The organism is Salinisphaera orenii subsp. halophila YIM 95161 (assembly GCF_003732545.1).
Classification (GTDB): Bacteria; Pseudomonadota; Gammaproteobacteria; order Nevskiales; family Salinisphaeraceae; genus Salinisphaera; species Salinisphaera orenii_A.
The window spans coordinates 18,634-44,981 of the sequence record NZ_AYKF01000065.1 but is presented as its reverse complement, the minus strand read 5'-3'; the positions used below and the strand labels follow the sequence as shown (position 1 = coordinate 44,981).

The 26,348-nt window shown below is 70.2% G+C and carries 27 protein-coding genes and 1 pseudogene; 10 read left to right on the top strand and 18 right to left on the bottom strand.

Annotated elements, in window-relative coordinates; genetic code table 11:
* Nucleotides 1-22: 22 nt before the first annotated feature.
* The 3 genes from SAHL_RS04695 to SAHL_RS04685 form a co-directional block, all read right to left on the bottom strand.
* Nucleotides 23-865: a ParA family protein gene (locus SAHL_RS04695; protein ID WP_123590243.1), complete on the bottom strand. Its 843-nt coding sequence runs from the start codon at nucleotides 863-865 to the stop codon at nucleotides 23-25.
* Between the two features lie 75 nt (nucleotides 866-940).
* A complete protein-coding gene (gene rsmG / locus SAHL_RS04690) occupies nucleotides 941-1,600 on the bottom strand; it encodes a 16S rRNA (guanine(527)-N(7))-methyltransferase RsmG (RefSeq protein ID WP_123590242.1) in 660 nt (219 codons plus the stop codon).
* A gap of 11 nt (nucleotides 1,601-1,611) precedes the next feature.
* The gene (locus SAHL_RS04685; RefSeq protein WP_123590241.1) at nucleotides 1,612-3,318 is read right to left on the bottom strand and encodes a glutamine--tRNA ligase/YqeY domain fusion protein; all 1,707 of its coding nucleotides are present in this window, start codon (nucleotides 3,316-3,318) and stop codon (nucleotides 1,612-1,614) included.
* Nucleotides 3,319-3,524: 206 nt separating this feature from the next.
* On the opposite strand from SAHL_RS04685, the gene SAHL_RS04680 reads away from it, so the two are divergent.
* Nucleotides 3,525-4,298, top strand: a complete 774-nt coding sequence (locus SAHL_RS04680; RefSeq protein WP_123590240.1) for a hypothetical protein — start codon at nucleotides 3,525-3,527, stop codon at nucleotides 4,296-4,298.
* A 25-nt stretch (nucleotides 4,299-4,323) separates the two neighbouring features.
* Here SAHL_RS04680 and SAHL_RS04675 read toward each other — a convergent pair whose 3' ends face one another.
* The 5 genes from SAHL_RS04675 to SAHL_RS04655 all read right to left on the bottom strand — a co-directional run bounded on the left by SAHL_RS04675 (nucleotide 4,324) and on the right by SAHL_RS04655 (nucleotide 10,541).
* Nucleotides 4,324-5,256, bottom strand: coding sequence for an NAD(P)-dependent oxidoreductase (locus SAHL_RS04675; RefSeq protein WP_123590239.1), 933 nt, complete (start codon nucleotides 5,254-5,256; stop codon nucleotides 4,324-4,326).
* A 670-nt stretch (nucleotides 5,257-5,926) separates the two neighbouring features.
* Nucleotides 5,927-7,381: a WS/DGAT/MGAT family O-acyltransferase gene (locus SAHL_RS04670; RefSeq protein WP_123590238.1), complete on the bottom strand. Its 1,455-nt coding sequence runs from the start codon at nucleotides 7,379-7,381 to the stop codon at nucleotides 5,927-5,929.
* Between the two features lie 524 nt (nucleotides 7,382-7,905).
* Complete coding sequence (locus SAHL_RS04665; RefSeq protein WP_123590261.1) at nucleotides 7,906-8,301, bottom strand: MAPEG family protein; 396 nt, start codon at nucleotides 8,299-8,301, stop codon at nucleotides 7,906-7,908.
* 82 nt (nucleotides 8,302-8,383) lie between these two features.
* Nucleotides 8,384-9,517 (bottom strand): bifunctional 2-methylcitrate synthase/citrate synthase, encoded by a 1,134-nt coding sequence (gene prpC, locus SAHL_RS04660; RefSeq protein WP_123590237.1) that lies wholly within the window; start codon nucleotides 9,515-9,517, stop codon nucleotides 8,384-8,386.
* Between the two features lie 37 nt (nucleotides 9,518-9,554).
* Nucleotides 9,555-10,541 (bottom strand): acrylyl-CoA reductase family protein, encoded by a 987-nt coding sequence (locus SAHL_RS04655; protein ID WP_123590236.1) that lies wholly within the window; start codon nucleotides 10,539-10,541, stop codon nucleotides 9,555-9,557.
* 149 nt (nucleotides 10,542-10,690) lie between these two features.
* Here SAHL_RS04655 and SAHL_RS04650 point away from each other — a divergent pair, with 149 nt between their 5' ends.
* The 3 genes from SAHL_RS04650 (at nucleotide 10,691) to SAHL_RS04640 (ending at nucleotide 12,588) form a co-directional block, all read left to right on the top strand.
* Nucleotides 10,691-10,900, top strand: coding sequence for a dodecin (locus SAHL_RS04650; protein ID WP_123590235.1), 210 nt, complete (start codon nucleotides 10,691-10,693; stop codon nucleotides 10,898-10,900).
* 5 nt (nucleotides 10,901-10,905) lie between these two features.
* Nucleotides 10,906-11,547 carry a pyridoxamine 5'-phosphate oxidase gene (gene pdxH / locus SAHL_RS04645; RefSeq protein ID WP_123590234.1) on the top strand — a complete coding sequence of 214 codons (642 nt, stop codon included), beginning with the start codon at nucleotides 10,906-10,908 and terminating at the stop codon, nucleotides 11,545-11,547.
* A 99-nt stretch (nucleotides 11,548-11,646) separates the two neighbouring features.
* Nucleotides 11,647-12,588, top strand: coding sequence for a L,D-transpeptidase family protein (locus tag SAHL_RS04640; RefSeq protein WP_123590233.1), 942 nt, complete (start codon nucleotides 11,647-11,649; stop codon nucleotides 12,586-12,588).
* A 68-nt stretch (nucleotides 12,589-12,656) separates the two neighbouring features.
* On the opposite strand, the gene SAHL_RS04635 is transcribed toward SAHL_RS04640, so the two are convergent.
* Nucleotides 12,657-12,911, bottom strand: coding sequence for an Lpp/OprI family alanine-zipper lipoprotein (locus SAHL_RS04635; protein ID WP_123631262.1), 255 nt, complete (start codon nucleotides 12,909-12,911; stop codon nucleotides 12,657-12,659).
* A 182-nt stretch (nucleotides 12,912-13,093) separates the two neighbouring features.
* Between SAHL_RS04635 and SAHL_RS04630 the strand changes: the two genes are divergently transcribed.
* Nucleotides 13,094-14,215: an enoyl-CoA hydratase/isomerase family protein gene (locus tag SAHL_RS04630; RefSeq protein WP_123590231.1), complete on the top strand. Its 1,122-nt coding sequence runs from the start codon at nucleotides 13,094-13,096 to the stop codon at nucleotides 14,213-14,215.
* A 15-nt stretch (nucleotides 14,216-14,230) separates the two neighbouring features.
* Here SAHL_RS04630 and SAHL_RS04625 read toward each other — a convergent pair whose 3' ends face one another.
* Nucleotides 14,231-15,748, bottom strand: a complete 1,518-nt coding sequence (locus SAHL_RS04625; RefSeq protein ID WP_123590230.1) for a protein adenylyltransferase SelO — start codon at nucleotides 15,746-15,748, stop codon at nucleotides 14,231-14,233.
* A gap of 52 nt (nucleotides 15,749-15,800) precedes the next feature.
* Complete coding sequence (locus SAHL_RS04620; protein WP_123590229.1) at nucleotides 15,801-16,175, bottom strand: hypothetical protein; 375 nt, start codon at nucleotides 16,173-16,175, stop codon at nucleotides 15,801-15,803.
* Between the two features lie 119 nt (nucleotides 16,176-16,294).
* Between SAHL_RS04620 and SAHL_RS17760 the strand changes: the two genes are divergently transcribed.
* Together SAHL_RS17760 and SAHL_RS17755 are read left to right on the top strand one after the other, a co-directional pair.
* Nucleotides 16,295-16,882 (top strand): class I SAM-dependent methyltransferase, encoded by a 588-nt coding sequence (locus SAHL_RS17760; RefSeq protein ID WP_184947368.1) that lies wholly within the window; start codon nucleotides 16,295-16,297, stop codon nucleotides 16,880-16,882.
* A gap of 32 nt (nucleotides 16,883-16,914) precedes the next feature.
* Nucleotides 16,915-17,355, top strand: coding sequence for an SRPBCC family protein (locus tag SAHL_RS17755; protein ID WP_184947365.1), 441 nt, complete (start codon nucleotides 16,915-16,917; stop codon nucleotides 17,353-17,355).
* Between the two features lie 984 nt (nucleotides 17,356-18,339).
* Here SAHL_RS17755 and SAHL_RS04610 read toward each other — a convergent pair.
* The 5 genes from SAHL_RS04610 to SAHL_RS04590 all read right to left on the bottom strand — a co-directional run bounded on the left by SAHL_RS04610 (nucleotide 18,340) and on the right by SAHL_RS04590 (nucleotide 22,158).
* Nucleotides 18,340-19,791, bottom strand: a complete 1,452-nt coding sequence (locus SAHL_RS04610) for an SLC5/6 family protein (protein WP_123590228.1) — start codon at nucleotides 19,789-19,791, stop codon at nucleotides 18,340-18,342.
* A 123-nt stretch (nucleotides 19,792-19,914) separates the two neighbouring features.
* On the bottom strand, nucleotides 19,915-20,439 hold the full coding sequence (locus tag SAHL_RS04605) for an acyl-CoA thioesterase (protein ID WP_123590227.1): 525 nt from the start codon (nucleotides 20,437-20,439) through the stop codon (nucleotides 19,915-19,917).
* A complete protein-coding gene (gene mscL, locus SAHL_RS04600; protein WP_123590226.1) occupies nucleotides 20,436-20,864 on the bottom strand; it encodes a large-conductance mechanosensitive channel protein MscL in 429 nt (142 codons plus the stop codon). The genes SAHL_RS04605 and mscL overlap by 4 nt, the downstream gene beginning before the upstream one ends.
* 365 nt (nucleotides 20,865-21,229) lie before the next feature.
* Nucleotides 21,230-21,664, bottom strand: a complete 435-nt coding sequence (locus tag SAHL_RS04595; protein ID WP_123631269.1) for a universal stress protein — start codon at nucleotides 21,662-21,664, stop codon at nucleotides 21,230-21,232.
* Nucleotides 21,665-21,735: 71 nt separating this feature from the next.
* Complete coding sequence (locus SAHL_RS04590) at nucleotides 21,736-22,158, bottom strand: hypothetical protein (RefSeq protein ID WP_123590224.1); 423 nt, start codon at nucleotides 22,156-22,158, stop codon at nucleotides 21,736-21,738.
* A gap of 785 nt (nucleotides 22,159-22,943) precedes the next feature.
* Here SAHL_RS04590 and queA point away from each other — a divergent pair.
* Nucleotides 22,944-23,981 (top strand): tRNA preQ1(34) S-adenosylmethionine ribosyltransferase-isomerase QueA, encoded by a 1,038-nt coding sequence (queA, locus tag SAHL_RS04585; protein ID WP_123590259.1) that lies wholly within the window; start codon nucleotides 22,944-22,946, stop codon nucleotides 23,979-23,981.
* Nucleotides 23,982-24,135: 154 nt separating this feature from the next.
* On the opposite strand, the gene SAHL_RS18150 is transcribed toward queA, so the two are convergent.
* Complete coding sequence (locus SAHL_RS18150) at nucleotides 24,136-24,468, bottom strand: DUF1206 domain-containing protein (RefSeq protein ID WP_123590223.1); 333 nt, start codon at nucleotides 24,466-24,468, stop codon at nucleotides 24,136-24,138.
* A 35-nt stretch (nucleotides 24,469-24,503) separates the two neighbouring features.
* A pseudogene (locus tag SAHL_RS18505) lies at nucleotides 24,504-24,917 on the bottom strand (DUF1206 domain-containing protein); the annotation flags it as partial.
* Nucleotides 24,918-24,981: 64 nt separating this feature from the next.
* On the opposite strand from SAHL_RS18505, the gene SAHL_RS04565 reads away from it, so the two are divergent.
* On the top strand, nucleotides 24,982-25,851 hold the full coding sequence (locus SAHL_RS04565) for a phosphatase PAP2 family protein (protein ID WP_123590258.1): 870 nt from the start codon (nucleotides 24,982-24,984) through the stop codon (nucleotides 25,849-25,851).
* 63 nt (nucleotides 25,852-25,914) lie between these two features.
* Nucleotides 25,915-26,340, top strand: coding sequence for a hypothetical protein (locus SAHL_RS04560; protein ID WP_123590221.1), 426 nt, complete (start codon nucleotides 25,915-25,917; stop codon nucleotides 26,338-26,340).
* The last annotated feature ends 8 nt before the right edge of the window (nucleotides 26,341-26,348 follow it).

Here is a 26,348-nt window from a genome sequence, read left to right as displayed (position 1 = left end):
CTGCGTCTTCCCGATGAGACCGCTAGCGCGCGCGCCGCCGCCGACCGAACAGCGACGACACCGCGCGCCGCGCGCCGGATTGGGGGGCCCCGACGATCTCGCTGTCGTCGCGGCCGAGGATCTCCGCGGCCAGCGCACGATAGGCCGCGGCCCCGGTTGCGGCGTTATCGTAATGCATGATCGGCAGGCCGTAACTCGGCGCCTCCGCCAGCCGCACGTTGCGCGGGATCACGGTCTCGTAGACCGCATCGCCGAAATACTCGATCAATTGATTGGAGACGTCCCCGGTCAGGCGGTTGCGGGCGTCGTACATGGTGCGCAGCACGCCCTCGATGGTCAGCTCGGGATTCATCATCTGGCGCACGCTCTCGATCGTCTCCAGCAGCGCCGACAGCCCCTCCAGCGCGTAGTACTCGCACTGCATGGGTATGATGACGCCGCGCGCGGCGGCCAGCGCGTTGATCGTGAGCATCGACAGGGCCGGCGGGCAGTCGACGACGACATAGTCGAAGCTGTCCGAGATCTCGGCGATCGCGTGCTTGAGCGCGAGACGGCCGTTGCGCCGATCGCGCAGACCGACCTCGGCGGCGGTCATGTCGCCGTTGGCGCCCAGCAGATAGAACGCGCCGTCGAGCACGACCTCCAGGGCCTCGGCCACGCCCTTGTCGCCGAGCAGGAAATCGCAGACCGTGGCCTCGAGCGCGTTCTTGTCGACGCCCACGCCCATGGTCGCGTTGCCCTGGGCGTCCATGTCGACGAGCAGCACCCGCTGCTCCGCCTCGGCGAGCGCGGCGGCCAGATTGATCGCGGTCGTGGTCTTGCCGACGCCGCCCTTCTGATTGGCGATGGCGATGATGTTGCTCATGAGCGCGTATCCTAAAGCACGATGCGGCCCGCGCGCCGACCCGGGCGGCCCGGCGCGCGCGCATCCGGGCAGCGATCAGGCCCGAACGGGCTCGAGAACGACCAGATGCCGCGCGGCATCCAGCCCGGGCACCGTCAGCGCGCGCGTCTCGCGATGCCGGAACGCCGGCGGCAGCGCCCCCAGTTCCGCGACCGGGTCCCGCCCCTTCATCAGCAGGAAGCGCCCGCCCGGGCCCACCAGATGACCGGCCAGGCGCAGGCAGTCGTCCGCCGCGGCAAAGGCGCGGCAGATGACGCAATCGAAACCGGTCGCGGGCGCATGGGCTTCCACGCGGGCCCGCACGACCTCGACGTTGGCGAGCTGCAAACGTCGGCGAACGTGACGCAAAAAGGCCGCCTTCTTCGCGCTCGACTCGATCAGCGTGACCGCGATCTCCGGCCGCGCCAGCGCGATCACCAGCCCCGGCAGCCCGGCGCCGGTGCCTACATCCGCCAGCCGCGGGCCCGTCACCGCCTCGAGCACGGCCAGGCTATCGAGCAGATGCCGGGCCACCATCGCCCGCGGCTCGCGTACGGCCGTGAGGTTGTGGGTGGCGTTCCAGTTGGCCAGTTCGGCGAGATAATCCAGCAACCGCGCGCGCACGCCCGTGCCCAGCTCGAGGCCGAGCGCGGCCGCACCCGCGGCGAGTTCGCGCTCGCAGGCGGCCCAGTCCGTCGGCGCCGTGGCGCGAGGCATCGGCACAGCCCTCAGCGGCCGTCGTCGATCTTCGACCAGCTGTCGCGCAGCGGCACCACCCGGTTGAACACCGGCGCCCCGGGCAGGTGATCGAAGCGATCGGCCACGAAATAGCCGATGCGCTCGAACTGGACACGCTGCTCGGCCTCGACCTCGGCCAGGCCGGGCTCGATCCAGCAGCCGGCGTGGACCTCGAGCGAGGCCGGGTTGAGATCGTCCAGAAAATCGCCCGTCTCGCGGCCGGGATTCGGAGTCGCGAACAGCCGGTCGTAGGCGCGCACCAGCGCCCGCCGGCCGTGGCTGGCCGAGACCCAGTGGATCACGCCCCGCGGTTTGACGCCGTCGGCGGGGTTGTCGCCGAGGGTGTCCGGATCGTAGCGACAATGGACTTCGATGACTTCGCCGGCGTCGTCGCGGACCACGTCCGTGGCCTCGACGACATAGGCGTTGCGCAGCCGCACCCGCTTGCCGAGCACCAGGCGCTTGTACTTCTTGTTCGCCGACTCGCGGAAGTCGGCCTTCTCGATGAAGACCTCGCGCGTGAACGGCAGCGTGCGCGCGGGCAGATCGTCGCGGTTCGGGTGGCCCGGGGCGGCGAGCATCTCGACCGCCTCCTCGGGGAGGTTGGTGATGACGAGCTTGAGCGGGTCCATCACGCACATCGCGCGCGGCGCGTTGTGGTTGAGATCGTCGCGGACCGCGTTCTCCAGCACCGCGGTGTCGACCACGCCGTCCGAGCGCGACACGCCCACGGTCTCGCAGAAGGCGCGGATCGAGGCCGGGGTGTAGCCGCGCCGGCGGATGCCCGACAGCGTCGGCATCCGCGGATCGTCCCAGCCGTCGACGATGCCGGCATCGATCAGCCGCCGGAGCCGGCGCTTGCTGGTGATGGTGTAGTTCAGATGCAGCCGGCCGAATTCGTACTGGACCGGCCGCGCGGGCACCGGCAGGTGCTCGATGAACCAGTTGTAGAGCGGCCGATGGTCCTCGAACTCGAGCGTGCAGATCGAGTGGGTCACGCCCTCGATCGCGTCCGACTGGCCGTGGGCGAAGTCGTAGGACGGATAGATGCACCAGGCGTCGCCGGTCTGGTGGTGCGCGGCGTGGCGCACGCGATAGATGATCGGGTCGCGCAGGTTCATGTTGCCGGCGGCCATGTCGATCTTCGCGCGCAGGGCGGCCTCGCCCTCGGCGAAGCCGCCGGCCCGCATCTTCTCGAAGGCAGCCAGATTGTCCTCGACGCTGCGCTCGCGATAGGGGCTGTCGGTGCCCGGAGTGTTCCAGTCGCCGCGGTATTCGCGCGCCTGCTCGGAACTCAGTTCGTCGACATAGGCATGGCCCTGCTCGATCAGGTGCAGCGCGTAATCGTAGAGCGTATCGAAGTAGTCGGAGGTGAAGCGCACCGCGCCTTCCCAGTCGAAGCCCAGCCAGTGCACGTCCGCCTGGATCGAGTCGATGTACTCCTGCTCCTCCTTCTCGGGATTGGTGTCGTCGAAGCGCAGCCGACACTTGCCGCCGAAGTGTTCGGCCAGACCGAAGTTCAGGCAGATCGACTTGGCGTGGCCGATGTGCAGATAGCCGTTGGGCTCGGGCGGAAAGCGCGTCACCACCTCGCCGTGGTGCTCGCCGCGGGCGATCTGATCGGCGATCAACTGGCGCAGGAAGTTGTGTCCGCCCCGGGGTTCGGCCCGGGACGCGTCGGAGGCGTTGTCGGTCATACCAGGCGGCTCGCGCCCGAGGGGGCGCATGGTTGCGAATTCAGATCCATTCCCGCATCAGTATAGCGTTTCGAGGCGAACCCGCCGTGACCGGGCGGCCCCGCCCCGGGATTCGGCCTCCCAATCGGCGCCGGTCCGGGCGCCGCGCGCTGGGCAAGCCGCGCCCAGTGCGCAAGAATGCGGACAGGGCCACCGGAGGGCTTTCGATGAGCGACAAGATCGTACCCGTGGATTTCAGCAGCGCGCGGCGCGGCGCGGATGCCGCCCGCCCGGACGCCAACCGGCCGCCGGTCCCGCGGGTGCCGGATTTCGCCCACGCCGACGCGATCTGGCTGCGGCCCGGCGATATCGCCTTCCTGCTCGCCGCCGCCGGCCACCCGAGCGACGACGACAGCCTGCTCGCCCCGGGCGCCTCGCCGGCGGTGGAGGCGCTGATCGAGGGCGAGGCGGTCTATCGGCAGGTCACCGGTGCGGCCGGCGGCTGGCTCGACATCTCGCCCCAGCTGTATTTCCACGTGCTGCTGCGCCGCCACCTGCCACGGCCGCGCACCTATCTGCAGCGGCGCGTGCAGCGCTATCTCGCCAATCTCCTGAGTCTGTTCGTGCGCACCGACCGGCTCTACCGCATCCAGCCCGGCGAGCACGAGACCTTCGAGTATCTCGTCGACCTCATGGCCGAAGCCGCGGAAAGCGGGCCCGAACGGCAGTTTCTGGTGCACGCGCACATGGGCAACTATGCGCTGTATCTCGCCGGCATCGGCCGCGGCTGGATCGAACACCGCCAGCGCTACGGGCGCAGTGCGCTCGGGCTCGACTACTACCGCGACATGGGCTGCAGCGCCTACCAACGCGCCGCCGACCATCGTCTGGCGCGGGAGCTGGACATCGCGCCCATCCTGGAACATCTGGCGCAGCGCTTCTCGGGCTACGCCGGCGCCCTCCAGCGACTGCAGCCCGGGGGGCCGCCGGGCAACGGCTGAGCACCCCGCCGGCGCGGATCCGCCCTCAGGGCGTCACCTGCCCGGGCAACGAGTCGTCGCCGGCGAAATGGGCCGCGAGGCTAGCCAGCCCCTGGGTCACCATCTCGTCGAATGCGACCGCCGACAGGCCGCCGACGTGGGGCGTACAGATGAGATTGGGCAGGGTACGACAGGCCGCGGGCACGTCGGGCTCGCCCTCGATGACGTCCAGCGCCGCCCCGGCGATGCGCTCGTTCTCGAGCGCCGTGACCAGCGCCTCGGTGTCGACCACCGAACCGCGGGCGACGTTGACCACACAGCCGTTCGGGCCCAGCGCCTCGAGCACCGCGGCGTCGACCAGATGGTGCGTCGCCGGCCCGCCGGGACAGCAGAGCACGAGCAGCTCGCAGCGCTCGGCCAGCTCGATCGGCGAGGCGGCGTAGTCGGCCACCCTGGCCTCGGCCGGGCGCCGGGCGTGATAGACGATCTCGCAGTCGAATCCCTGCAGCCGTCGTTCGATCAGGCGGCCGATGCGGCCGAAGCCCAGAATGCCCACCCGACGGCCGGTCAGCACCGGCTCCAGCTCGCGCACGGCCAGCCACTGGCCGTCACGCACGCAGCGATCGTAGTGCGGCACGCGGCGCAGCAGCGACAGCAGCAGCGCCATCGCGTGGTCGGCCACGGTGGTGCTGTTCACGCCGCGCCCCGCCACCACCGGAATGCCGCGCCGCTGCGCCGCCGCCCGGTCCACGCCGTCATGGCCCACGCCCTGGCAGACGATGATCTCCAGCGCCGGCAGCGCCGCCATGGCGGCATCGGACAGCCCCACCATGCCGTTGGTCCAGACCACCGCCGCGCGCCGGCACAGCGGATTGTCGGGCACGATCTCGCCCGGGGCGAGGCACGCCAGCTCGTAACGGTCGGCGATCCGTTGCCGATAGGCTGCCGGCAGGTCGACGATGAGGAGTACCAGGGGCATGTCCGTTCCCGTTTCTTAACGCGGGCGCGACCCCGCACCGTCATGCGTGCCGACCTCGCCCGGCGTCGCCGATGACACCGGATCGCGATAAAACCCGGCGATGTCCGGCGCCGGCGCAGCTCGCTGTCGTGGCGTGGTCGGCCACGAGGCCGCCGAGCATCGCGGGGTTCCCGGCCGCGATCCCGAAGGCCGGGACGCGGAGCAAGAACCTTCCGTGACCGCGATGACGCCCGCATATTCGGTCGACGGTCGACCGCATGATACACCGATACCGTCTCGACCCGGCTGCCGCGGCACGGCGACACCCCGATGCGGCGCGGGGCGGCGACGAGGCATTCCCCCGGACCGCGCTCGGCCCCGACGACCGTCCGGCCGCGTGCGTGCATCGACATATCGATCGGCGGCCGCCGGGGCGTCGCCACCGCGCCCGGGCTGCCCGGACTCGGCGGCGCGGTCGGGTACCCCGGCCAGCGTCGCGCCTTTCGCAATCGAACCGACGTGCTCGGCGCAGGCCGGCCCCACGAGCACCGGCCGCCCCGAACGCACGTTCCAGCCGGCCGGTGGCGCGCGGTTGCGGTGCCTCGGCACGGCGATACGGGGCCACGCGTGGCCGGAACGCACGCCGCCTGCCTAGGCCGGGGTTCGGGACCGGCCGCCCGGCCGCGCGACCTCAGCCGCGCGGCGAGCGCCGGCTCGGCTGCTTGCGTCGCGGCGCGTCGCCGGCGCCGTCCAGATAGAGCGCCTTGAGTTCCGCCATCGCCTCGCCGGCATAGACCGCGACGTTCTGCATCGAAGGCAGGCTGTCGTGACAGCCGATGAAACCGAAGCCCATGGTGTCGGCATAGCCGTGCACGGTGATGTTCAGCGCCTGGCCGTGGGTGACCAGCGAGGTGGGATAGAAGGCCTCCATGCGCGCACCGCGGATGTAGAGCGGCTTGCGCGGGCCCGGCACGTTGGAGACCGTGACGTTGAACACCGGCCGGGTACGCCCGGCCATGCCCGAGACCAGCGACAGCACGTAGGGCGCCATGAGCGCGACCGTGTACTGGGTGATCGCGGCGGCCGAGAGCTTCTCCAGGTTCTGCTTGGCCTGGCGCGTGGAGGCGGACACGATCTCGAGCCGCTCGCGAATGTCGGCCACGTCCGTGGCCAGGCTCGCGATGATGAAGGTGATGGCGTTGCCGCAATCCTCGTCGTCGGCCGGGCGCACGGACACCGGGATCCCGGCGGTGAGCGGCTTGGCCGGCAGTTCGCCCAGCTCGCGCAGATAGCGGCGCAGCGCGGTGCCGCAGATGGTGAGCACGATGTCGTTGACGGACACGCCCGCGGCCCGCGCCAGCATGCGCAGCTCGGACAGCGGATAGAGCTGGGTCGCATAGCGCCGGGTGGCGTCGATCCGGCCGTTGAGGATCGACTGCGGCGCGGCGAAGGGCAGGCCGAGGCTGCGCGTCTTCGAACGCGCGGCACTGAGCATGTCGCGCAGAACGCTGGCGAAGCCGGGCAGCGAGGTGACCTGCTCGCGGGCGCCCGAGGTCAGTTCGGCCACGGCGCGATACAGCCCCGGCGGCGTCTCCTCAGGCGCCTTCTTCCAGCGCCGCTGCTTCGGCTCGATGGCCCAGAACGGCGGCCGCTCGGGCTCGTCCGGCGTCTCCGCCAGCGCGCGCGCCAGCAGCCGCATGCCGGCGACACCGTCGATCAGGGAATGGTGCATCTTGAGGTAGATCGCGAAGCGCTCGTTCTCCAGCCCCTCGATCAGATGGCATTCCCAGGGCGGACGCGAGAAATCCAGCGGATGGCTGTGCAGGCGCGAGGTCAGCGTGCCGAGCTCCAGCTCGCCGCCCGGCGCGGGCAGCGCGGAATGGCGGAAGTGATAGTCGACGTCGATGGTGTCGAGCAGCTCCCATTCGGGCGACAGATAGTTGAACCGACCGGGACGCAGCCGCTGGTTCCACGGCCGGTAGGCCGCGCTGTGGCTGCGCCAGGCATCGACGACCTGCTGGCAGAAGTCCGCCGGCGCATCCGCCGGCTTGTGGAAGGTCAGCAGGCCGCCGACGTGCATCGGCGCGCGCGCCGATTCCACCCGCAGCCAGGCCATATCGACCAGATTGAGTCGCTTGGTCCGCATCTCGCTCCTCTCGCACCCCTGAAGGGCGCCGCATGCAAAAGCCGATGACACCGCCCCGGGGCGACGCCGATCCCATCCCTCGCTCGTAGTGCTCTTGTCGTTCGATTTTTCATCGGCGACCCGGCGTGCCGGGCCACGACCACGATCGAGCCGGCGTGTACCGGCCATCCTGCATGATAGCGATCCCCGAGCGCGAAGGGCATGACGCCGCGCGTTCCGGACGCTCGGCGGCCGAGGCGAGGCGCCGAAGCGACCGACCGGCAGGCGATGCGACAGCTCGGTCATGCCTCGTGAGCCCGGCCGGGCGCCGCCGTGCGCCCCGGGCCCGGAGCAGGGCGTCAAACCGGGGCGATCGCGCGGCCGTGCCCGCAGCATCGAAACGAATCGAGCATCGGCCGGTCCGCGCCCCGACCCGGGCCTCGGAAGGGCGGCAACGAAAGTCCACCGGCCCGAACATCGCCGGGCCACCCGTCAGGCGCGCATCGCGCGCGCGGCGCGGGCGTTCGCCCGGGCGCCGCGACGCCCTAGCCGATCGCGGCGACCAGAAACAGCGCGATGGTGCAGGCGGTGGCACCGAACCAGACGAGACTGCGCGCCGTGGCCCGATCGGTGATATAGCACCAGCCGTAGGCGATGCGCAGCAGCACGAACAGCACCGCAAAGACGTTGATCGCGCCGATCGAGCCGCCGGAGATCACCGCGATGATCACGCCCGCGGCGAACGGCGGAAAGGCCTCGAACGAATTGAGCTGGGCCCAGTAGGCGCGTTTCTGCGCGCCCTCGGTCTGCTCCAGCCACGCCCGCGGGTGGTGGTTATCGGCCAGATCCATCCGCCGCGAGCCGCCGGCGAACTTCGCATAGGCGACGAAGGCCACCGGCATGAACGCCGCGATCAGCACGCACCAGTACGCCAGAATCATCTGCATCTCCCCGCCGCCGATTGATCGCTCATGGGGCCGAGACTACCGGGTGCCACGCCCGCCGGGAAGCGGGCGCCGCATTCTATGACCCGCGCTGATCGATCGGGCGGAAGTCGCGGATCTCCGGGCCCACGTATTCCGCGTTCGGCCGGATCAGCCGGTTGTCGGCGCGCTGCTCGAAGATGTGCGCGCCCCAGCCCGTCAGCCGCGAGATCACGAAGATGGGCGTGAACAGGTGGGTCGGAATGCCGAGGAAGTGATACGCCGTGGCGTGGTAGAAGTCCGCGTTCGGAAACAGCTTCTTCTCGTCCCACATCACCTGTTCGATGCGCTCGGAGATCTCGTAGAGATTGCGCTTGTAGGCATCGTCGCCGGCGAAGTGCTTCGACCATTCCTTGATGATCGGATTGCGCGGATCGTGCGTCTTGTAGACGCGATGGCCGAAGCCCATGATCTTTTCCTTGCGCGCCATCATCTCCTTGAGGCCCTTCTCCGCCGCGTCGGCGTCCTCGAAGGTCTGGATCAGTTCCATGGCCTTTTCGTTGGCACCGCCGTGCAGCGGGCCGCGCAGGGCGCCGATGGCGGCGGTGACCGCGCTGTAGAAGTCGCTCAGCGTGGCCGTGACCACGCGCGCGGTGAACGTCGAGGCGTTGAACTCGTGCTCGGCGTAGAGGATGAGCGAGGTCGACATCGCCTTGGTGGCGTCCGCGCTCGGCTTCTCGCCATGCAGCAGATGCAGGAAATGGCCGCCGATCTTGTCGTCATCGGTCTCGACGTCGATGCGCTTGCCGCTGTCGGTGAAGTGATACCAGTACAGCAGCATCGACGGGAAGCTCGCCAGCAGGCGATCGGCGATATTGTGCTGCTGGGCCTCGGGATCGTTCTCCTGTTCGACGGTGCCCAGCACCGAGGCGCCGGTGCGCATGACGTCCATGGGATGCGCATCGCCCGGCGTGAGCTCGAGCGCCTTCTTGACCGCATCGGGCAGGCCACGCATGCCGATCAGGCGCTGCTTGTAGGCGTCGAGCTGGCTCTGGGTCGGCAGCTCGCCGTAGAGCATGAGGTAGGCGACCTCCTCGAACTCGGCCTTCGCCGCCAGGTCCTCGATAAGATAGCCGCGATACGTCAGGCCCACGCCTTTCTTGCCGACCGTGCAGACGGCCGTCTTGCCGGCGGTGACGCCGGCCAGGCCGGCGCTGTTCTCGTTGTTGCTCATCCCAAACTCCTCGTGATCAAAGATGGCCGGATGCCGCCTAGGCCTGGATATCCACCACCGTGCGGCCGGTGTTGCGGCCCGCCATGATGGCCTCGCACACGTCGAAAACGTCGCGCAAGCCTACGGTTTGCGTTGCAATGCTGTCCAGATGAGACGGTTTGTCCGCGCCGGCCATGGCGGCCCAGATCTGCTCGCGCCAGGCCGGCGGACATTCCACCGAATGGATACCCAGCAGCGACACGCCGCGCAGGATGAAGGGCAGGACCATGGTCGGCAGCTTGGGGCTGCCCGCCAGGCCGATGGCCGCGACGTTGCCGTAGGGATGCACGTGGCCGAGCAAATTGGCCAGCAGCTCGCCGCCCACGGCGTCGATGCCGCCGGCATAGACCGGCTTGCCCATGGGCTTGCCTTCGAGGTCGAGCGCCTCGGGGCCGATCACGTCGGTCGCGCCGAGCTGACGGAGGAAGTCGCCGTGTTGCTCGGCCTTGCGCGACACCGCGATGACCTCGTAGCCGGCGCCGGCGAGCATGTCGATGGCGAACATGCCGACGCCGCCGGTCGCGCCGGTGACCACGACCGGTCCCTGCTCGGGCGCCTGGAAGTTGTCGCGCATGCGCTTGATCGCCATGCCCGCGGTGAAGCCGGCGGTGCCGATCGCCATAGTCTCCCAGAGGCTCAGGCCCTCGGGCCGGGCGGTCACGCAGTCGGCCGGCACGCGCACGTATTCGGCCAGGCCGCCGTCGCGGGTCTCGCTGAGAAACCAGCCCGTCACCAGCACCTCGTCGCCGGGTGAAAAGCGCGCATCCTCGCTCGATTCGACCGTGCCGGCGACGTCGATGCCAGCGTTGAGCGGGCGCTTGCGCGCGATCTTGCCCTGGCCGGTGATCGCCAGCGCGTCCTTGAAGTTCAGCGACGAATAGCGGGCCTTGATGACCACATCGCCTTCGGAGAGGGTATCGAGGGCCACATCGGTCAATTCGCCGCGGGTGCCGTCATCGGTGTCGACTATGCGCAGTGCTTTCATGCTGGGCTCGCGAAAAGGATGAAAAACGGGCCGCTTTTGTACCATATCGAGCGCTTGCTCGGCATCGCGGCCCGGCGTGCCCGCGTTCTTGAGCGCGAACGACGCGCGGCGTAGGCTAAGCGCCAAATCCGTTGCAACCGACTTTCATCATGACTGACAACGTCTACAAGACCGTCGAGCTCACCGGCTCCTCCGAGACCAGCCAGGAAGACGCCGTGCGCAAGGCGATCCGGGAAGCCTCGAAGACGATCAAGCACATGCGCTGGTTCCAGGTCACCGAGACCCGCGGCCACGTTGAGGGCGGCGAGATCGCGCACTGGCAGGTCTCCGTGAAGGTCGGCTTCACGCTCGAGGACTAGCCCGCATGAGCGACGCGCCGAGTGCCTGGCAGGGCGATCTCGACCGCGACGACCTCAACGAGGACGCGGTACCGGCCGATCCGTTGGCCCTGTTCGGCCACTGGTACGAGGCCGCCCGCGGCTGCGGGTTGAAGGAGCCCAGCGCCATGACGCTGGCCACCATCGATCCGGACGGACGGCCCTCGGCGCGCATCGTGCTGCTCAAGGGGTTCGACGCCGACGGCTTTCGCTTCTACACCAACTACGAAAGCCGCAAGGGCGCGGCCCTGGCCGTGCACCCGGATGCGGCCCTGGTGTTCTGGTGGGAGCCGATCGAGCGCCAGGTCCGGGTGACCGGCACGGTCCACAAGCTCGGGCCCGAGGACGCGGACGCCTATTTCGCCCGGCGCGCGCGCATCAGCCGGATCGGGGCCCACGCCTCGCCGCAGAGCGAGGTCATTCCCGGCCGGGCCGAGCTGGACCAGCGCCTGAGCCGGGCCGAGGCGCAGTTCGAGGGCCGGGACGTCCCCCGCCCGCCGCACTGGGGCGGCTATGCGCTGGTCGCCGACAGCATCGAGTTCTGGCAGGCCCGGCACGGCCGCCTGCACGACCGGCTGCGCTACCGTCGCGACAACGATGCCTGGGCCCTCGAACGGCTCGCCCCCTAGACCGGGCTCGCGGGCGCGGGCACGCGGATCCGGGTTAAAGTCACGATACCTGAACCGCATCGCGCCACCTCGCCACGCCGCCTCCGACGGAACGACGCTATGACACTGCGCGCCCTCCGGCCCGCCTGCCTGCTCCTGCTCGCGCTGCTCGCCGCGCTTCCCGCGCAGGCCGCCATCTACGACATGCCCGCCGAGGGCGACGATCTCGTCGGCGCACTGCAGCACATCGAGACGCGCGAGGAGGATACCTTCGTCAAACTCGCGCGCCGCTACAACGTGGGCTATCGCGAACTGCGGCTGGCCAATCCCGAGGTCGATCCCTGGCTGCCCGGCGAGGGCACCGAGGTCGTCATTCCCACGCGCTATGTGCTGCCGGACGTGCCGCGCCGCGGCATCGTGATCAACATCCCCGAAATGCGGGTCTACTACTTCCCGCCCGAGGGCAGCGAATACGCCGGCCGGGTGGTGACGCATCCACTGGGCATCGGCCGCGAGGGCTGGTCGACCCCGCTGGGCAAGACCACGATCGTGCGCAAGAAGGCCGACCCCACCTGGACGCCGCCGGCCTCGATCCGCAAGGAACACGCGGCCCAGGGCGAGGAACTGCCGGACGTGGTGCCCGCCGGTCCGGACAACCCGCTCGGCCAGCACGCGCTCTATCTGGGCATGCCGTCGTATCTGCTGCACGGCACGAACAAGCCGGCCGGGATCGGGCTCAAGGTCTCGCACGGCTGCATCCGGCTCTATCCCGAGGACATCGCGTCGCTGTTCTCGATGGTCGAGCCGGGCACGCCCGTCAACATCATCAGCGAGCCCTACAAGATCGGTCGGGAGGGCAACACGCTCTACATCGAAGCCCATCCGCCGGACGCCAGCGGCGATGCGCCGGTGCGCTCCTTCACGCCCTGGGTCGAGGCGGTTATCGGCGCCACCGAGTCGCGCCAGAGTTCGCCGGTGGACTGGGACCGCGCCCAGAAGATCGTCGAGACCGCCGACGGCATCCCCGAGCCGATCGGGGTGGAGATCCGCGACGACGAATAGCGCCCACGAAAAAGCCCCGCCGAAGCGGGGCTTTCGCGGCGCCCTGAGGCGCTAAGACGCGGCGCGCCTTACTTGCGCTGCGAGGACTCGAACATGCGCTCGATGCGCTGCGAGTTCGCCTGCGAAGCGGACTTGGCCTCCTGGGCGGTCTGCATCGCGCGGTTGGCCGTACGCTGCGCTTCGTTGGCCGTCGTCTGGGCGGATTCCGCCTTGCGCATGGCCTGGTCGATCTGGGACTGGGTGGCGTCGGAATTGCTCGCACAGCCGGCGGCGGCAGTGACCACGCCAATCACGAAAGCGGATTTCAGCAGCGTCTTGGTCATATCAAAACTCCTTGTTTTGCGTTGGTACGACCGGTGTATCGTTCGGTCGGGCACTGACAAATTATCATAGCGTCGCGCGTTTGTAGATTGCAGGCGGGTCGGTGATCGATTTTTCGACACTTGTCCCATCGTGACAAACAGGCCAGCATTCGCCGCGCCGTGCAGCAGGTGATGATCCAGACATGAGCGACGCCCCCATCCTGTTCGATGAGATCGAGGCCGCCGGCGGCCGTCGGATCGGCCGGGTCCGGCTGAACAATCCGCGCACACTCAATGCGTTGACCTTCGACATGCTCGAGCCGCTGTACCGGCAGCTCACCGCCTGGGACAGCGATCGCACCATCGGCTGCATCCTGATCGAATCCACGGGCGAGCGGGCGTTCTCGGCCGGTTCGGACATCGTCGCGCTCTACCGGGGCATGACCGGACAGGGCGACCCCGACTATCCGGCGCGCTTTCTCGCGCTGGAATACCGCCTCTGCCACGCCGTCCACATGCTCGCCACCCCCTGTCTGGCCTGGGGCAACGGCCTGGTCATGGGCGCCGGCATGGGGCTGTTCTCGGGCGCCTCGCACCGGGTGGTCACCGCGGCCTCCCGACTGGCCATGCCGGAGATCAAGATCGGATTGTTTCCCGACTGCGGCGCGACCTGGTTCTTCAACCGCCTGCCGCCGCGGCTGGGGCTGTTCGTGGCCCTGACCGGCATCACGCTGTCACCCCGGGACGCGCTGGTGGCCGGACTCGCCGACCGCGCGATCGACCACGGCGCTCACGCCGAGGTCGTCGAGGCGCTCCAGCGCATCGACGACTGGCACCAGCCGCATGCCGCGGTCGACCGGGTGCTGCGTCGCTTCGCCATCGACCGGCCGGCGGGGTTGGGGCCGTCGCGGCTCGTGGAGCATGTGGAAACCATCCGCGAGGCCACCGACGCGGCCACGCTCGCGGGCATGGTCGGCGGCATCCGCCGGCTGGCCGATCACCCGGATCCGTGGCTCGCGGAAGCGGCGGCCAATCTCGACGCCGGCTGTCCGGTCACCGCCCATATCATCTACCGCCAGCTGCGCGGCGGGCGCTATCTGTCGCTCAAGCAGTGCGTGATGCGCGAATTCAAGATCGCGCTGCAGTGCTGCCGCCACCCCGACTTCGCCGAGGGCGTGCGGGCCCTGCTGGTGGACAAGGACCGGACCCCGCACTGGCATTTCGAGTCGGTGTCCGAAGTGCCTGCAGACTACGTGGACGCCCATTTCCGCGCGCCCTGGGACGGCGATCACCCGCTGCGCGACCTGCCCGACGTCAAGCCGTGATCGCCGGCACCGCAGCTACGACGAGCAGCTGAGCACCAGCCCGCGCGCCCAGTCCGGCGGCAGACGGGCGTAGTCGGCGTTGTCGGGCTGCTCGTCGAAGGGATGCCGCAGTACCGCATGCAGCCGATGCAGTTCGCTGTAGTCGCCGTCCGCGGCCCGGTCGATCGCCTGCTGTGCCAGATAGTTGCGCAGTACGTACTTGGGGTTGGTCAGGGCCATGCGCTCGGCGCGGGCCACGTCGTCGGCCCCGGTGCCGCCGAGACGCGCGCGCCAGCGATCCAGCCAGGCGGCGGCCGCATCGCGGTCGACGAACTCGTCCACGAACGGCGCATTCGCCGCCCCGGGCGCCGCCGACACATGGCCCAGCGCCCGGAACGCGCGCGTGAAGTCGGCGCCGTCGGCGGCCATGGTCCTGAACAGATCGTCGACCAGCGCGCGGTCGTCGTCGCGGGCATCGGGCAGGCCGAGCTTGGCGCGCATGCGCTGCATGTAGGCCGCGTCGAACCGGCCGCGATAGGCCTCGAGCAGCGTCTGGCCGATTTCGACCGCCTCGTCGGGCTCGCCCGAGAGCAGCGGCAGGATCGCCTGCACGAAGCGGCCCAGGTTCCACAGCCCCACATGCGGCTGCTGGTCGTAGGTATAGCGCCCGCCGGCGTCGGTGTGGTTGCAGATCCAGTGCGGGTCGAAGCTGTCCATGAAGCCGTAGGGGCCATAGTCCAGCGTGAGCCCCAGCACCGACATGTTGTCGGTGTTGAGCACGCCGTGGCAGAAACCCACGGCCTGCCAGTCGGCGATGAGCTCGGCCGTCAGCGCGATCACGCGCTCGACCCACGCCCGGTAGCGCTCGCCGTCGTCCTCGATCCCGGCGAGTTCGGGAAAATGCTCGCCGATGACGTGATCGGCCAGCGGCGCCAGGGCGTCGAAGTTTCGGTTCTCGAACAGGATCTCGAAGCTGCCGAAGCGCACCAGACTGGGCGCGACGCGGGTCATCACCGCCGCGGTCTCGGCGGTCTCGCGATAGACCGGCGCATCGCTGCCCACGATCGCCAGGGCACGGGTGGTCGGCACGCCGAGCGCGGCCAGGGCCTCGCTGCCCAGATACTCGCGGATGGTCGAGCGCAGCACCGCGCGGCCGTCGGCGAAACGCGAGAACGGCGTCTTGCCGGCGCCCTTGAGCTGGATCTCGTAGGCCTGGCCGCGGGCGTTGCGCACGTCGCCGATGGTGATCGCGCGACCGTCGCCGAGCTGGCCGGCCCAGACGCCGAACTGGTGCCCGCCGTAGCGATGCGAGACCGGGTTCGTGCCCGCCGGCAGCGCATTGCCGGACAGCGTCTCGGCGTAGCCCTGCTCGCGCGCGGCCTCGGCGTCGATGTCCAGCAGGGCGGCGACGTCGTCGTTGAACGCGATCGGGTACGGCGTCTCCAGCGGCGTCGGTACCTGCGCGAAGAACCAGGGTTCGCCGAGCGCGGCCTGGCGGTTGATCCAGTCCAGCGCGAAGACCTCGCGGTCGCTGACGGTTGCGGTATCGCTCATGTGTCGAACGTGGTGACGCCGGCCAGCGGTACAAGCGGACCCGCAGCGGCCTCTACCGATCGCCGTCCTCGGCCGGCTGGCAGTAGGTGGCCGCGGGATCGCCGCTGCCGTCCTCGATCGGCACCTCACGGGAGTCGGCCCGGGCGCGGCATTCGGCCTGGCGACGCCGGGCCTCGGCGCTCAGCCGCTCCTGCTCGTTCTCATACTTGCTGCGGGCGTTCTGAAGCCGCTCGATGTCGGTCGACAGATTGCGGCGATCCCGGTCGCTCGCGCCGGGCCGAACCGGCTCGCCGATGGTCTCGAAGGCATCGATGGGCTCATCGAGCGGACCCGGCTGCGCCGGCTCGGGTGCCGTGGTGCAGGCCACGGCGCCGAGACACATCAGGGCGGCGCAGGGCAGGGCCCAGCGGGTGACGGATGCGGACATGGTTCTCCCCGGTCGGCGTTTCGAGTCAGTCTAGAACAAAATCCGCGTCGTGCGCGCTCGTCATCGCCGCGTCATGCACCGCGGTTACAACGGACCGGACCATCCCTCGGGAGCGCCTCGTGCCGGCATCCGACGCCCGACTGCTCATGCGCCTCTGGCTGCGGGCGCCCTTGACCATCGCGACCGCCGCGCCCAGCGGCCGGGCCGTCTGCGCGGCGCTGATCACCGACGCCCGCGCCGCCGACGGCATCATCGTCGAACTGGGCGCCGGTACCGGCCCGGTTACCACAGCGCTGCTCGCGGCCGGCGTCGCCCCGGAGCGGCTGCTCGCGGTGGAGGCCAATCCGACGCTGCACGCGCGGCTGTGCGAGCGGGTCGGCACGCGCTTGGCCGCCCTGCACGACGCCACCGACCTGCCCGCCCTGTTCGCCGACCGCGGCGTGCAGCGTGTGGCCGCGATCGTCTCGACCCTGCCCATCCTCAATTTCGCCCCGACCGCCCAGCGCGCGGTGCTGGACGGCTGCTTCGCCCAGGCCGATCCCGAGGCGAGCTTCACCCAGATCACCTACCTGCCCGGCTCGCCGGTGCCGCGTGCCCGGCTGGCGGCCTGGGGCTATCGCGCCGAGGTCGCGCGCTTCATCTGGCGCAATCTGCCGCCGGCCACCATCTGGCGCTACAGCCGGGCCGAGAACGCACACACGCGCTAGCATGCGCGGGAATCCGCCCGCTCGAATCGATCATGCAGCATCTGCACGTGGCCCGTACCCTGCCCGCCGACACCGCGACCGTGTTCGCGGTACTCGCCGACCACGCCGGCTACGCCCGCCTGCCGGGCGTGCGCTCGGCCACGCTGCGCCGCCGGGGCGACGACAGCCGCGACGGCGTCGGCGCCGAGCGCGTGCTGCGGCTGCCGGGCCTGACGCTTGTCGAGCGCATCACCGAGTACGCACCCGGGCGGGCGCTGGGCTATCGCATCATCGAATCGCCACTGCCCATCGAGCATCTCGGCGCTCGACTGTTGCTGGAGCCGCGCGGCGACCGGGCCACCCTGGTCGAATGGAGTGCCCGACTGCGGGCGACCACGCCCGTCATCGGCGCCGCGGTCGAGCGCGCGGTCGCCCGCCAGATGGCGCTGGCCTACGCCACGGCCCTGCGCCTCTGGACCCGGCGTCTGCGCTAGCCCCGAAAGAAACCGCCCGGCAGACGCCCCACCCGCGGTGCGCCGAGCAGGCGGGCAGCCTACGCCCGGCAATCGCCAACCCCTGACCTGGCGGGCTCGACGGCAGTGGCCGGGCCGGCGCTCGGCTGTGGGTCATCTCGCGGGCGCCATCGTGAGCGAGCGTACCGGGCGTGCACTGCCGTGCCGCACGACACGGGCACATTGGGGCCCACGCCGGGTCGGTGTCACCGGCCTGCCTCCCCTCGGCCAATGCCCGTCTTGGTCATGTATAAAGCTCAGTCGGAGCCGATATGCAGGATCTTTCGGCGCGTTGGCGCTGCTAGACGCCGCCACTCGGCCCGGGTTGCGCGCTGATGGGCAAGTCACCTTTCTCGCTTGCCCGAGAAAGGTGACCGACAGAAGAGCACCGACACAGCACCGGCGATGCCGGTTCACGCCAACGCGCCGCGGCGACGGGTTTCCAGCGGGAACGCACGTCGCTTTGGCGACGCTCGAACATGCTGGCCGCACCGGCGCGCTGCGCCGGACACCCGTCGTCACGATACGTCGGCGTCGCTGCGGAAACGGGACTTGGATACGAAGACGATGGTAGAGCCGGGCTGAGGCTCGTACCTGATCAAGATGCCCGTTGGCCCGCGGCGGCGGCGAACCGGTATCGACTTCTCGGCGACAGGCCCTGCATCCCGGCGGCACGCCGTGCCGCGCCGACCGCGCAGGCCGCCGCGCAGGCGAGGGCTGTCATGCGAATGCCGCGTTGAAGGCCGCCCATCATGTCCTGCAAGGCGAGCTCGCCGCCCTCGGGCCGCCACGAGCGAGACGTGCGACGCCGCGGGGCGCCATGATGAGGGGTTCATCGCGACCCAACCCGATGGGACAAGCGCTGTTTACGCCCACCCCGCGTCGTCGCAGACGGGCACAGACGTGACCGCGCGGCACGCACTAAGCGTCATCTCGCCGCAAAGAGCGTCTGGCGCGACTGGACACCTAGGCCGAACCGCGACCGGCCGGCGCGGGCAGCGGCGCCCCCGCGCGCAGCACCGCCCCCAGCAGATAGCCGGCGCTGCACAGCAACAGTCCCCAGACGTTGATGCCCAGCGTCTGGGCGTACCGGCCGCTGCCGATCGCCAGGGCGTCCGGGATGACCGCCAGGCCGGCGAAATCCTGCAGCACCAGCAGCACCCCGATGAACACGCCCGGCCAGAGCGCGAGATGGAACGACAGCGCGCCCGCCGACCGGATCCAGGCGAGCAGAAAGATCGGCGCCAGACCCATGATGGCGGTGCCGCTGATGGTCGTGGCCGCGATCACCGCCGGCCCGACACCGTCGATATAGAGCGACAGCAGCGGGATATTGCCCAGCAGAGCGATCGCGATGAGCGCCCGTCGGCCGAAGCGCAGCTGCGGCATGTCCGGCGTCTCGCGGCTGCGGCCCGGCCAGTCGCGGCTGGCGAACTTGGCGGTGGCACAGAAGGTGGAATCCAGCGTCGAGCCGGCGCTGGTGAGCATCACCGCGTTGAACAGCAGCGACATCCACACACCGATGGCGGCCGGCACGGCGACCGCCACCGACGTCCCGGTCTCCACGCCGACCGCCAGCGCATACAGCCCGACCACGCTGAACAGTGCGATCAACCCGCCGCCGAACACGGCCGCCAGCACGAAGCCCAGCAGCATCGAACGCGGCGGGCTGATGAAGGCGCGATCGGTCAGCACCGGGTCGTGAAACCCGTAGGACAGCACCTGGACCAGCGCCAGCGCCAGAAAGGTCAGCCCGCCGGCCTGCATGGCGGGCGTGACGCCCGCGCCCACGCGCGGCACGCCGTGGCTGAGCAGGCCCGGCCCGAGCACCGCGAGGGTGGCCACCAGCAGCACGGCGATCAGCAGCATCTGCATGGCGTCGGTGAGGATCGAGGAGCGCAGCCCGCCGCGCCAGGAGTAGAAGGCGGTGACCGCGGTGACGATACCGGCCGCGCTCCAGTAGCCCGCACTGCCCTCCGGGCCGAAGAACTGGGCCGTGACCTTGGTATTGGACCAGACCTCGTTGAACAGCCGTATGGCGATGACCGCGAGAAACATCTTCGCGGCAAAGCCGCCGTATTTGCAGGTCAGGAACTCGGCCAGCGACGTGAAACCGCCGCGCGTGCGCAGATAATAGACGGCGATGGCCACCACGATGAAGGCGAGCCAGTAGGCGGCGTAGGCCAGTCCGCCCCAGAGCCCGAACGCCGCCGACAGGTTCATGGCGTTGTCGAGGCTCTTGGCCATGACCCAAGAAATCGCCGCGGACACCCCGAGCAGCAACGGGCCCGGCGGCACGCCCCGCTCGGAGCCACCGTCGAAGAAGGCGCGCGGGCCGACCCGGCGCGGGCTCATCGCCAGTACCAGCGCACAGTAGGCGAACAGAACCAGCCAGGGTGCGATCAGCAGCCACTGCATGGACACGTCTCCCCGATTGCGGTGCGTCCGGCCGGCCGCACCTTCGAACTGGCTACGCGCCGCAGAGCATTCACGATGCGAAGACCGTCACGGCCCACGGTCGCGGCGCACCGCACCGATCGCTCAGCCGCGCGTGGCCGCGCCGCCACGACGCGCCCGAACACGCTCGGCGTGGGCCAGCCGGGTCTCGCGGCGCAGCCCCGCCTCGGCGTGGCGCGCCCGCTCGGCCTCGGTCTCGGGCGCCAGCGGCGGTACCGTCGCGGGATGGCCGTCCGCGTCCAGCGCCACGAAGGTGGAATAGGCCGAGACCACATGCCGCGACTCGCGGCGATAACTGTCCTCGGCGATCACCCGGCAGCCGATCTCCATCGAACTGTCCCAGGCGCGATTGCAGGCCGCGGAGAAGATCAGCGTATCGCCGGTGCGCGCCGGTGCCATGAAATGCACGTCGTCCACCGACGCGGTCACGCAGACGCGACCGCTGTGTCGCTCGGCGACCACCAGGCAGATGCGGTCGACCGTGGCCATGATCATGCCGCCGAACACCGTGGCGTTGGCGTTCATGTCGTTGGGAAAGACCTTGTAGATGTGCGCGTCCACACCCGACTCCGACGGCGTGCGCGCGCGCTCCTCGGCCGCGGTGCTCATGGCCCGCCGGAATCCGCGGGCCCGCGCGGCTCGCGCAGGGCATCGCGGATCTCGGTGAGCAGCACCTCCTCGCGCGAGGGCGCCGGCGGCGCGCTGGGCGCCTCGGCCTCGCGCCGCTTGAGCCCGTTGATGGCGCGCACGACCAGAAAGATCGCGAAGGCGACGATCACGAAATCGAACACGCTCTGCAGAAACAGGCCGTAATCGAGCGTCACCGCCGGCGTCTGACCGGCCGCGTCACGCAGGGTGACCCGCAGATTGGACAGGTCCACGCCGCCGACGAGCAGCCCCAGGGGCGGCGATATCACGTTGGCCACCAGCGACGACACGATCTTGCCGAACGCCGCCCCGATGACGACACCGACCGCCAGATCAACGACGTTGCCACGGACCGCGAAGGTCTTGAATTCCCGGATCACACGCATGGCCACCCCAGGCATGAAGACACGCTCTGGATGATAGCGCCTTGCGGCCGCGGCCGCCGCTCCAGGGCCTTTCAATACGTCCTACGAGCCTGCGCCAAGCGCTCCTGAAAGGCGACTATGGGCGGCAGGACGAGGCGTCGTACGCGGCGAGCAGTCGTTCTCGCCAGCGTGCGACAACACTGGATTGCCGCATTCCGGTCGATTCATGAGCGCCTGGCCCTTCGGGTTGGGCCGCCCATTAAACAATCATGAGGCGCCGCGACGTTGCCCGTCTGGATCGAGGCGCGCCGCGATCGGCGACTTGCGCGTTGCCGCACACGATGTGCGGTCTCCAACGCGGCGCTTTTATGAAGTGTCGACGGGTCCTAACGCACGAGAACGACCCGACAGTCGGCGGCGTGCAGCACGCGATAGGCCACGCTGCCGAGTATCAGGCTGGACAGGCGGCTCGCGCCGCGGCTGCCGATCACGATGGCGTCCACGCCCAGGCGCCCGGCCTCGTGCACGATGGTGTCGCTGGGCGCCCCGGCCTTGACGTCGAACTCGACGTTGTCGGGCGCGACACCGGCCTCCTCGATCGCCCGCTGCAGCAGGCTCTCGCCGTCGCTTTTCGCTGCCTCGCTGGCCTCGGCGGGCGCGCTCGCGGCACGGCCGAGCAGATCCTGCGTGTTGCCGACCGACGGCTGGACGTTGAGCAGATAGACACGGCCCTCGGGACGGCTGATCAGTTCGGCTGCCAGCTCCACGGCGACATGCGAGTGCGCCGATCCATCGACCGGCACGAGAATCGACTGGTACATCATTACCCCTGTGCAGAACGTCGAATCGACATGTCCAAACCTAACACGGCCGCCGGGGGCGCGGCGGCGGCTCAGTCCCAGCCCACCGGCTCGTAGCCCCGCTCGCCCAGACAACGGTTGACGTAGGCGCGATAGACCGGCGCCGGGTCGTTGCGATCGAACAGCCCCCGGATCAACCCGGCCGTGGCCCCGCCGGCTGCGCCCGCGGCCGCGCCGCGGCCGACGCTGCCGTAGATCGCGCCGGCCACGGCACCGCCGGCGCCACCGACCGCACCGCTCTCGGCGGTGCGTCGCGCCACGCCGCCCTTCGAGTAATCGAGTCCGGCCGCCTCGGCCCGCCGCTGGCAGGCGTCGATGGCCGCCTGGCCGGCGTCCTCGCCCTGGCGAGACAGCGTGTCGTTGGGATAGAGCACCGGCCGCTGATGGGCGCAGCCGACCAGCGCCGCCGCCAGCAGCAGCAGACCCAGCGCCCGGGCCGTCGTGAACGTTTTCATGGCGCCTCCACCGCCGTCGGGCGGTCGTCGATGTCGTAGCGATAGTCAGCATAGCGGCGGATCCGCTCCGCGTCGCGCCCCGATCCGGATCAGCCCGCTCCCCCGGCTGCGGGCGGCCCGGCCCGGGCGCCCCTGTCCGTCGCGGCGCGCCTTGGCCCTGCAGGCTGACAGCTGTCTGCGTCGACCTGCGCCCCAGGCTCGTAGCGAATGCCAACGTCCGAGTCCGGCTCGCGCCGCACGGCGGCCGGTTCGCGCAGGCGCGGGATCCGCCACAGCACGGGGACGCGCCGTACGCGTCCAGACCGGCGGCATCGCGGAACCGGATACGCCCGACACCGGCCGTATGGCCCGACCGGCGCATCGGCCGGACAGGCAGTGACATCGCCCGTGGCCCGCACCGACGATGCCCCCCGGCCGGCCGGTCGCAGGCACGATGCGGACGGTCGGGCGAGCCGCGCGCCGCGCCGTATCGGCAGGGTCGTCGATCCGTAGTGGAAGCCGACGCGGGCCGCGGTGGGCGGGCGACGGGGCCCGGCCTGATCGACCTGCAGCCCGCACGCCGATATTCGCCGCATGGAACCGACGTTGACGCGGACGCGGCAGCCCTCGGCACGCGACCGGCCAGCCTCAGCGTCGGCCCGTCGCGCCCGCGTATCGTCGGCACTGGTAGCATCACGCGGCCCGCGCGACCCCCGTGCGCGAACCAGGCCCGCGCGGCTGCCGCGCTTGCCGCAGCCGGCGCCGGGCGCCAGAATCCGCGCCAGCCGCCGACCGAGCCCGTGTTGATGGACAAGCGCGATTTCGACTACGACCTGCCCGAGCAGCGGATCGCCCAACGGCCGCCGGCACGGCGCAGTGCCTCGCGACTGCTGCATCTGGATCGCGAGGGCGGACGCGCGGACCGGGCGATCACGGATCTGGTCGACCTGCTCGAGCCCGGCGATCTGCTGGTCTTCAACGACACCCGGGTGCTGGCCGCACGCCTGTACGGCCAGAAGGCCAGCGGCGGTCGGGTCGAGGTCATGCTCGAACGCGTGCTCGACAGCGTCCGGATCTCGGCCAAGATCCGGGCGAACAAACCGCCGCGCGCGGACACGCGGATCGCCATCGGCGACTTCATGCTGCAGGTCACCGCCCGTCGGGGCGAGCTCTACACCCTGACGCTGGAGGCCGGCACGGTCGCCGCGCTGCTGGACGCCCACGGCCACGTGCCGCTGCCGCCCTACATCCGGCGTGCCGACACCCCGGCGGATCTGGAGCGCTACCAGACCCTCTGGGCCCGGCACGAGGGCGCGGTCGCGGCGCCGACGGCGGGGCTGCACTTCGACACGCCGCTGCTGGAGGCGCTCGCCGCGCGTGGCGTGGCCTTCGGCTACGCCACGCTGCACGTGGGCTCGGGCACCTATCAGCGCCTGCGCGAGGGCGACGTGCGCAGCCAGCGCCTGCATGCCGAACGCGTGGCGGTCGACGACGCGCTCTGCGCCCTGATCGGGCGCACCCGGGCGGCCGGGCGACGGGTGGTCGCGGTCGGGACCACCGTGGTGCGGAGCCTGGAAAGCGCGGCCCGCCAGCCGGGCACCGAGGGCCGCATCGCACCGTTTTCGGGCGAGACCGCGCTGTTCATCAAGCCGGGCGACCCGTTTCACGTCGTCGACGCCGTGCTCACCAACTTCCACGAACCGCAGTCCAGTCTGCTGATGCTGGTCGCCGCCTTCGCCGGGCGCGAACGCGTGCTCGAGGCCTACGCCCACGCAGTGAACGCGGAATATCGGTTCCTGAGCTACGGCGACGCCATGTTCATCGAACGGACCGCCGCCGGCTGAGGCCGCTCGACGTCACCGATCTGTCCGCGCTGGCATCCGACGCCGGGGCGCAGCCGACCGGCCGCGAGTCTGCCGCGCTCCGACTGCGTGGCCCCGTACCGGCGCCGGCATGCCGAACGCATGTCCACGGCCACCACGCCGGTATCCATCGCGCCTAGCGCAGGGCCGCGCCCAGACCGACCCGGCGCACGAACGCCTCGATGAGGCCGTAGGCGCCGAACGCGATCAGACCCAGGGCCAGGCCGGCGAGCATGATCCGCCCGTAGAGCCGCTCCTGGATCCACAGCATGACCCCCTCCACGCCGCGCGCCTCGGAAGGATCGAGCGTGAGCGCGGCATAGAGCACGAATGCACCGACCCCAAGGAACAACAGCCCGCGGGCAAACAGGCCGAAACGGGCGACGGGATCGATCCAGGCCATCGCCCGCGGCGAGGCCTCGAACCATTTCCGGTAGCCGCAGCGCACCGCTTTGACCAGATGCGCCACGCCCGCACCGACGATCGCGGCCCCCCGGCGATCACGAGCATGCGGCCCGCCGGCCAGTCGAGAATGCGCTCGACCGCGCGCTGGACCGGCTTGCCGTTGTCGCCGGACCAGCGCATGGCGATCTGGATACAGCCCCAGGCCAGCGATATATGCAGCGCGGCACTCACCAGCAGCCCGCCCCGGATCGCCAGCGCGGTGGGCCGCCAGCCGTGGCCGTCCACATCCAGCGTGGTCTGCACGAAGCGCCAGAGACCGTAGGCCAGCAGCCCCGCGGCCAGTCCGAACAGCACGATGTCGCCGCCGGTCTGGTGGCCGATCTCGCGCATGGCGCCGTGCACGTCCTCCACCTCGTCGAACTCCAGCGCGGCGTTGAACGTCAGCGCACCGAGCGCGAGATAGACGAGACCGCGCGCGCCATAGCCGGCCCGCGCAACCCAGCGCACCGTCATACGCGTGTAATCCATCCCCTGTCCCCCGCTATACTGCCGTGCCGTGCCCATCCCCGAGGATTCGATGTCCCCGCTGCCATTCTGGCAACTGCTGCTGATGCTCGTCGCCACCCTCGTCGCGAGCCGTTTCATCGCCTGGTGGCTCTGGCGGGCGCTCGCGTTCTCGGGCCCGCGCGTGGGCCGCGGCCTCACCGGGCTGGCGCGACGGCCGCGGCTGGGCGGCTGGTTCCAGCGCCGGTTCCCCGCCACCACGCGGGCGGTGGCGGCACGGACCGCGGTCGACCGCTTCTCCGGGTTGCCGCTGACGCTGATCGCAGCGCTGGCACTGTATCTGATATTTCTGGGTGTGGGCCTGGTGGAGGATCTCGTCGAGGGCGAGGAGCTGATTGCCTTCGACCGCCGGTTCAACGACGCGCTCGGCGTCATCCGCAACCCGCATGTCGTCGATCTGTTCGGCTGGATCACGGGCCTGGGCAACACCGAGACCCTGGTCGCGGTGATGCTGGTGGCCACGGGGTTTCTCTGGGCACACGGGCGCCACCGCTACATTCCGGGGCTGGTGCTCGCGGTCGTCGGCTCGCAGGCGCTGACTTACGCGGGCAAGTTCGCCTTCGACCGCGACCGGCCGGACTTCGTGACCTTCGCCACCGCCTCGACGCCGTCCTTCCCGAGCGCGCACGCCACCGGGGCGATCGCGGTCTACGGCTTCATCATCTACGCCATCGCCCGCGACCTGCCGGGCATGGGCCGGCGTTTCGAACTGGGCTACTGGGGCACCGTCCTGATCGCGCTCATCGCCTCCAGTCGCGCGGTGCTCTCGGTGCACTACGTCAGCGATATCGCCGCCGGTCTGCTGGTGGGCGGATTCTGGCTGTTGTCGGGTTTCGCCCTTACCGAGTATCTGCGCCAGCATGAGGGTGTCCGCCGTCCGTAGCTGTCTCGTGATAGGTTTGTTGGGTAATTAAAAATACCAACAACGTCGCGAGGGGATGACCCCATGATCTCGAAACTCTCACTCGGCTTCGCCGCCGGCGCGCTCGGCGGCCTGGCGACCGCGCTCACCATCTGGCTGTTCGGCACCCTGGGCATCACCCAGGCTGCGGGCGTCGGGATCGCGCCGTCGCTCGGCCCGGCCTTCCTCTACGGACCGATCATCTGGGGCGGCATCTGGGGCTGGCTGTTCCTGACGCCGCTGGCCGCCGGTCTGCCGCTGATGCTGCGCGGGCTGCTGCTCAGCCTCGGGCCGTCACTGGTCCAGTGCTTCGTGGTGTTCCCGTTCAAGCTCGACGCCGGCGTGCTCGGCCTGGCGCTCGGCACGCTCACGCCGGTCTTCGTGCTGATCTTCAACGCCGTCTGGGGACTCGTCACCGCGGCCACACTCGCGGCGCAGGGCGCCGCGCTGCCCCGCCGGGCCCGCGTCTAGCCACGCCT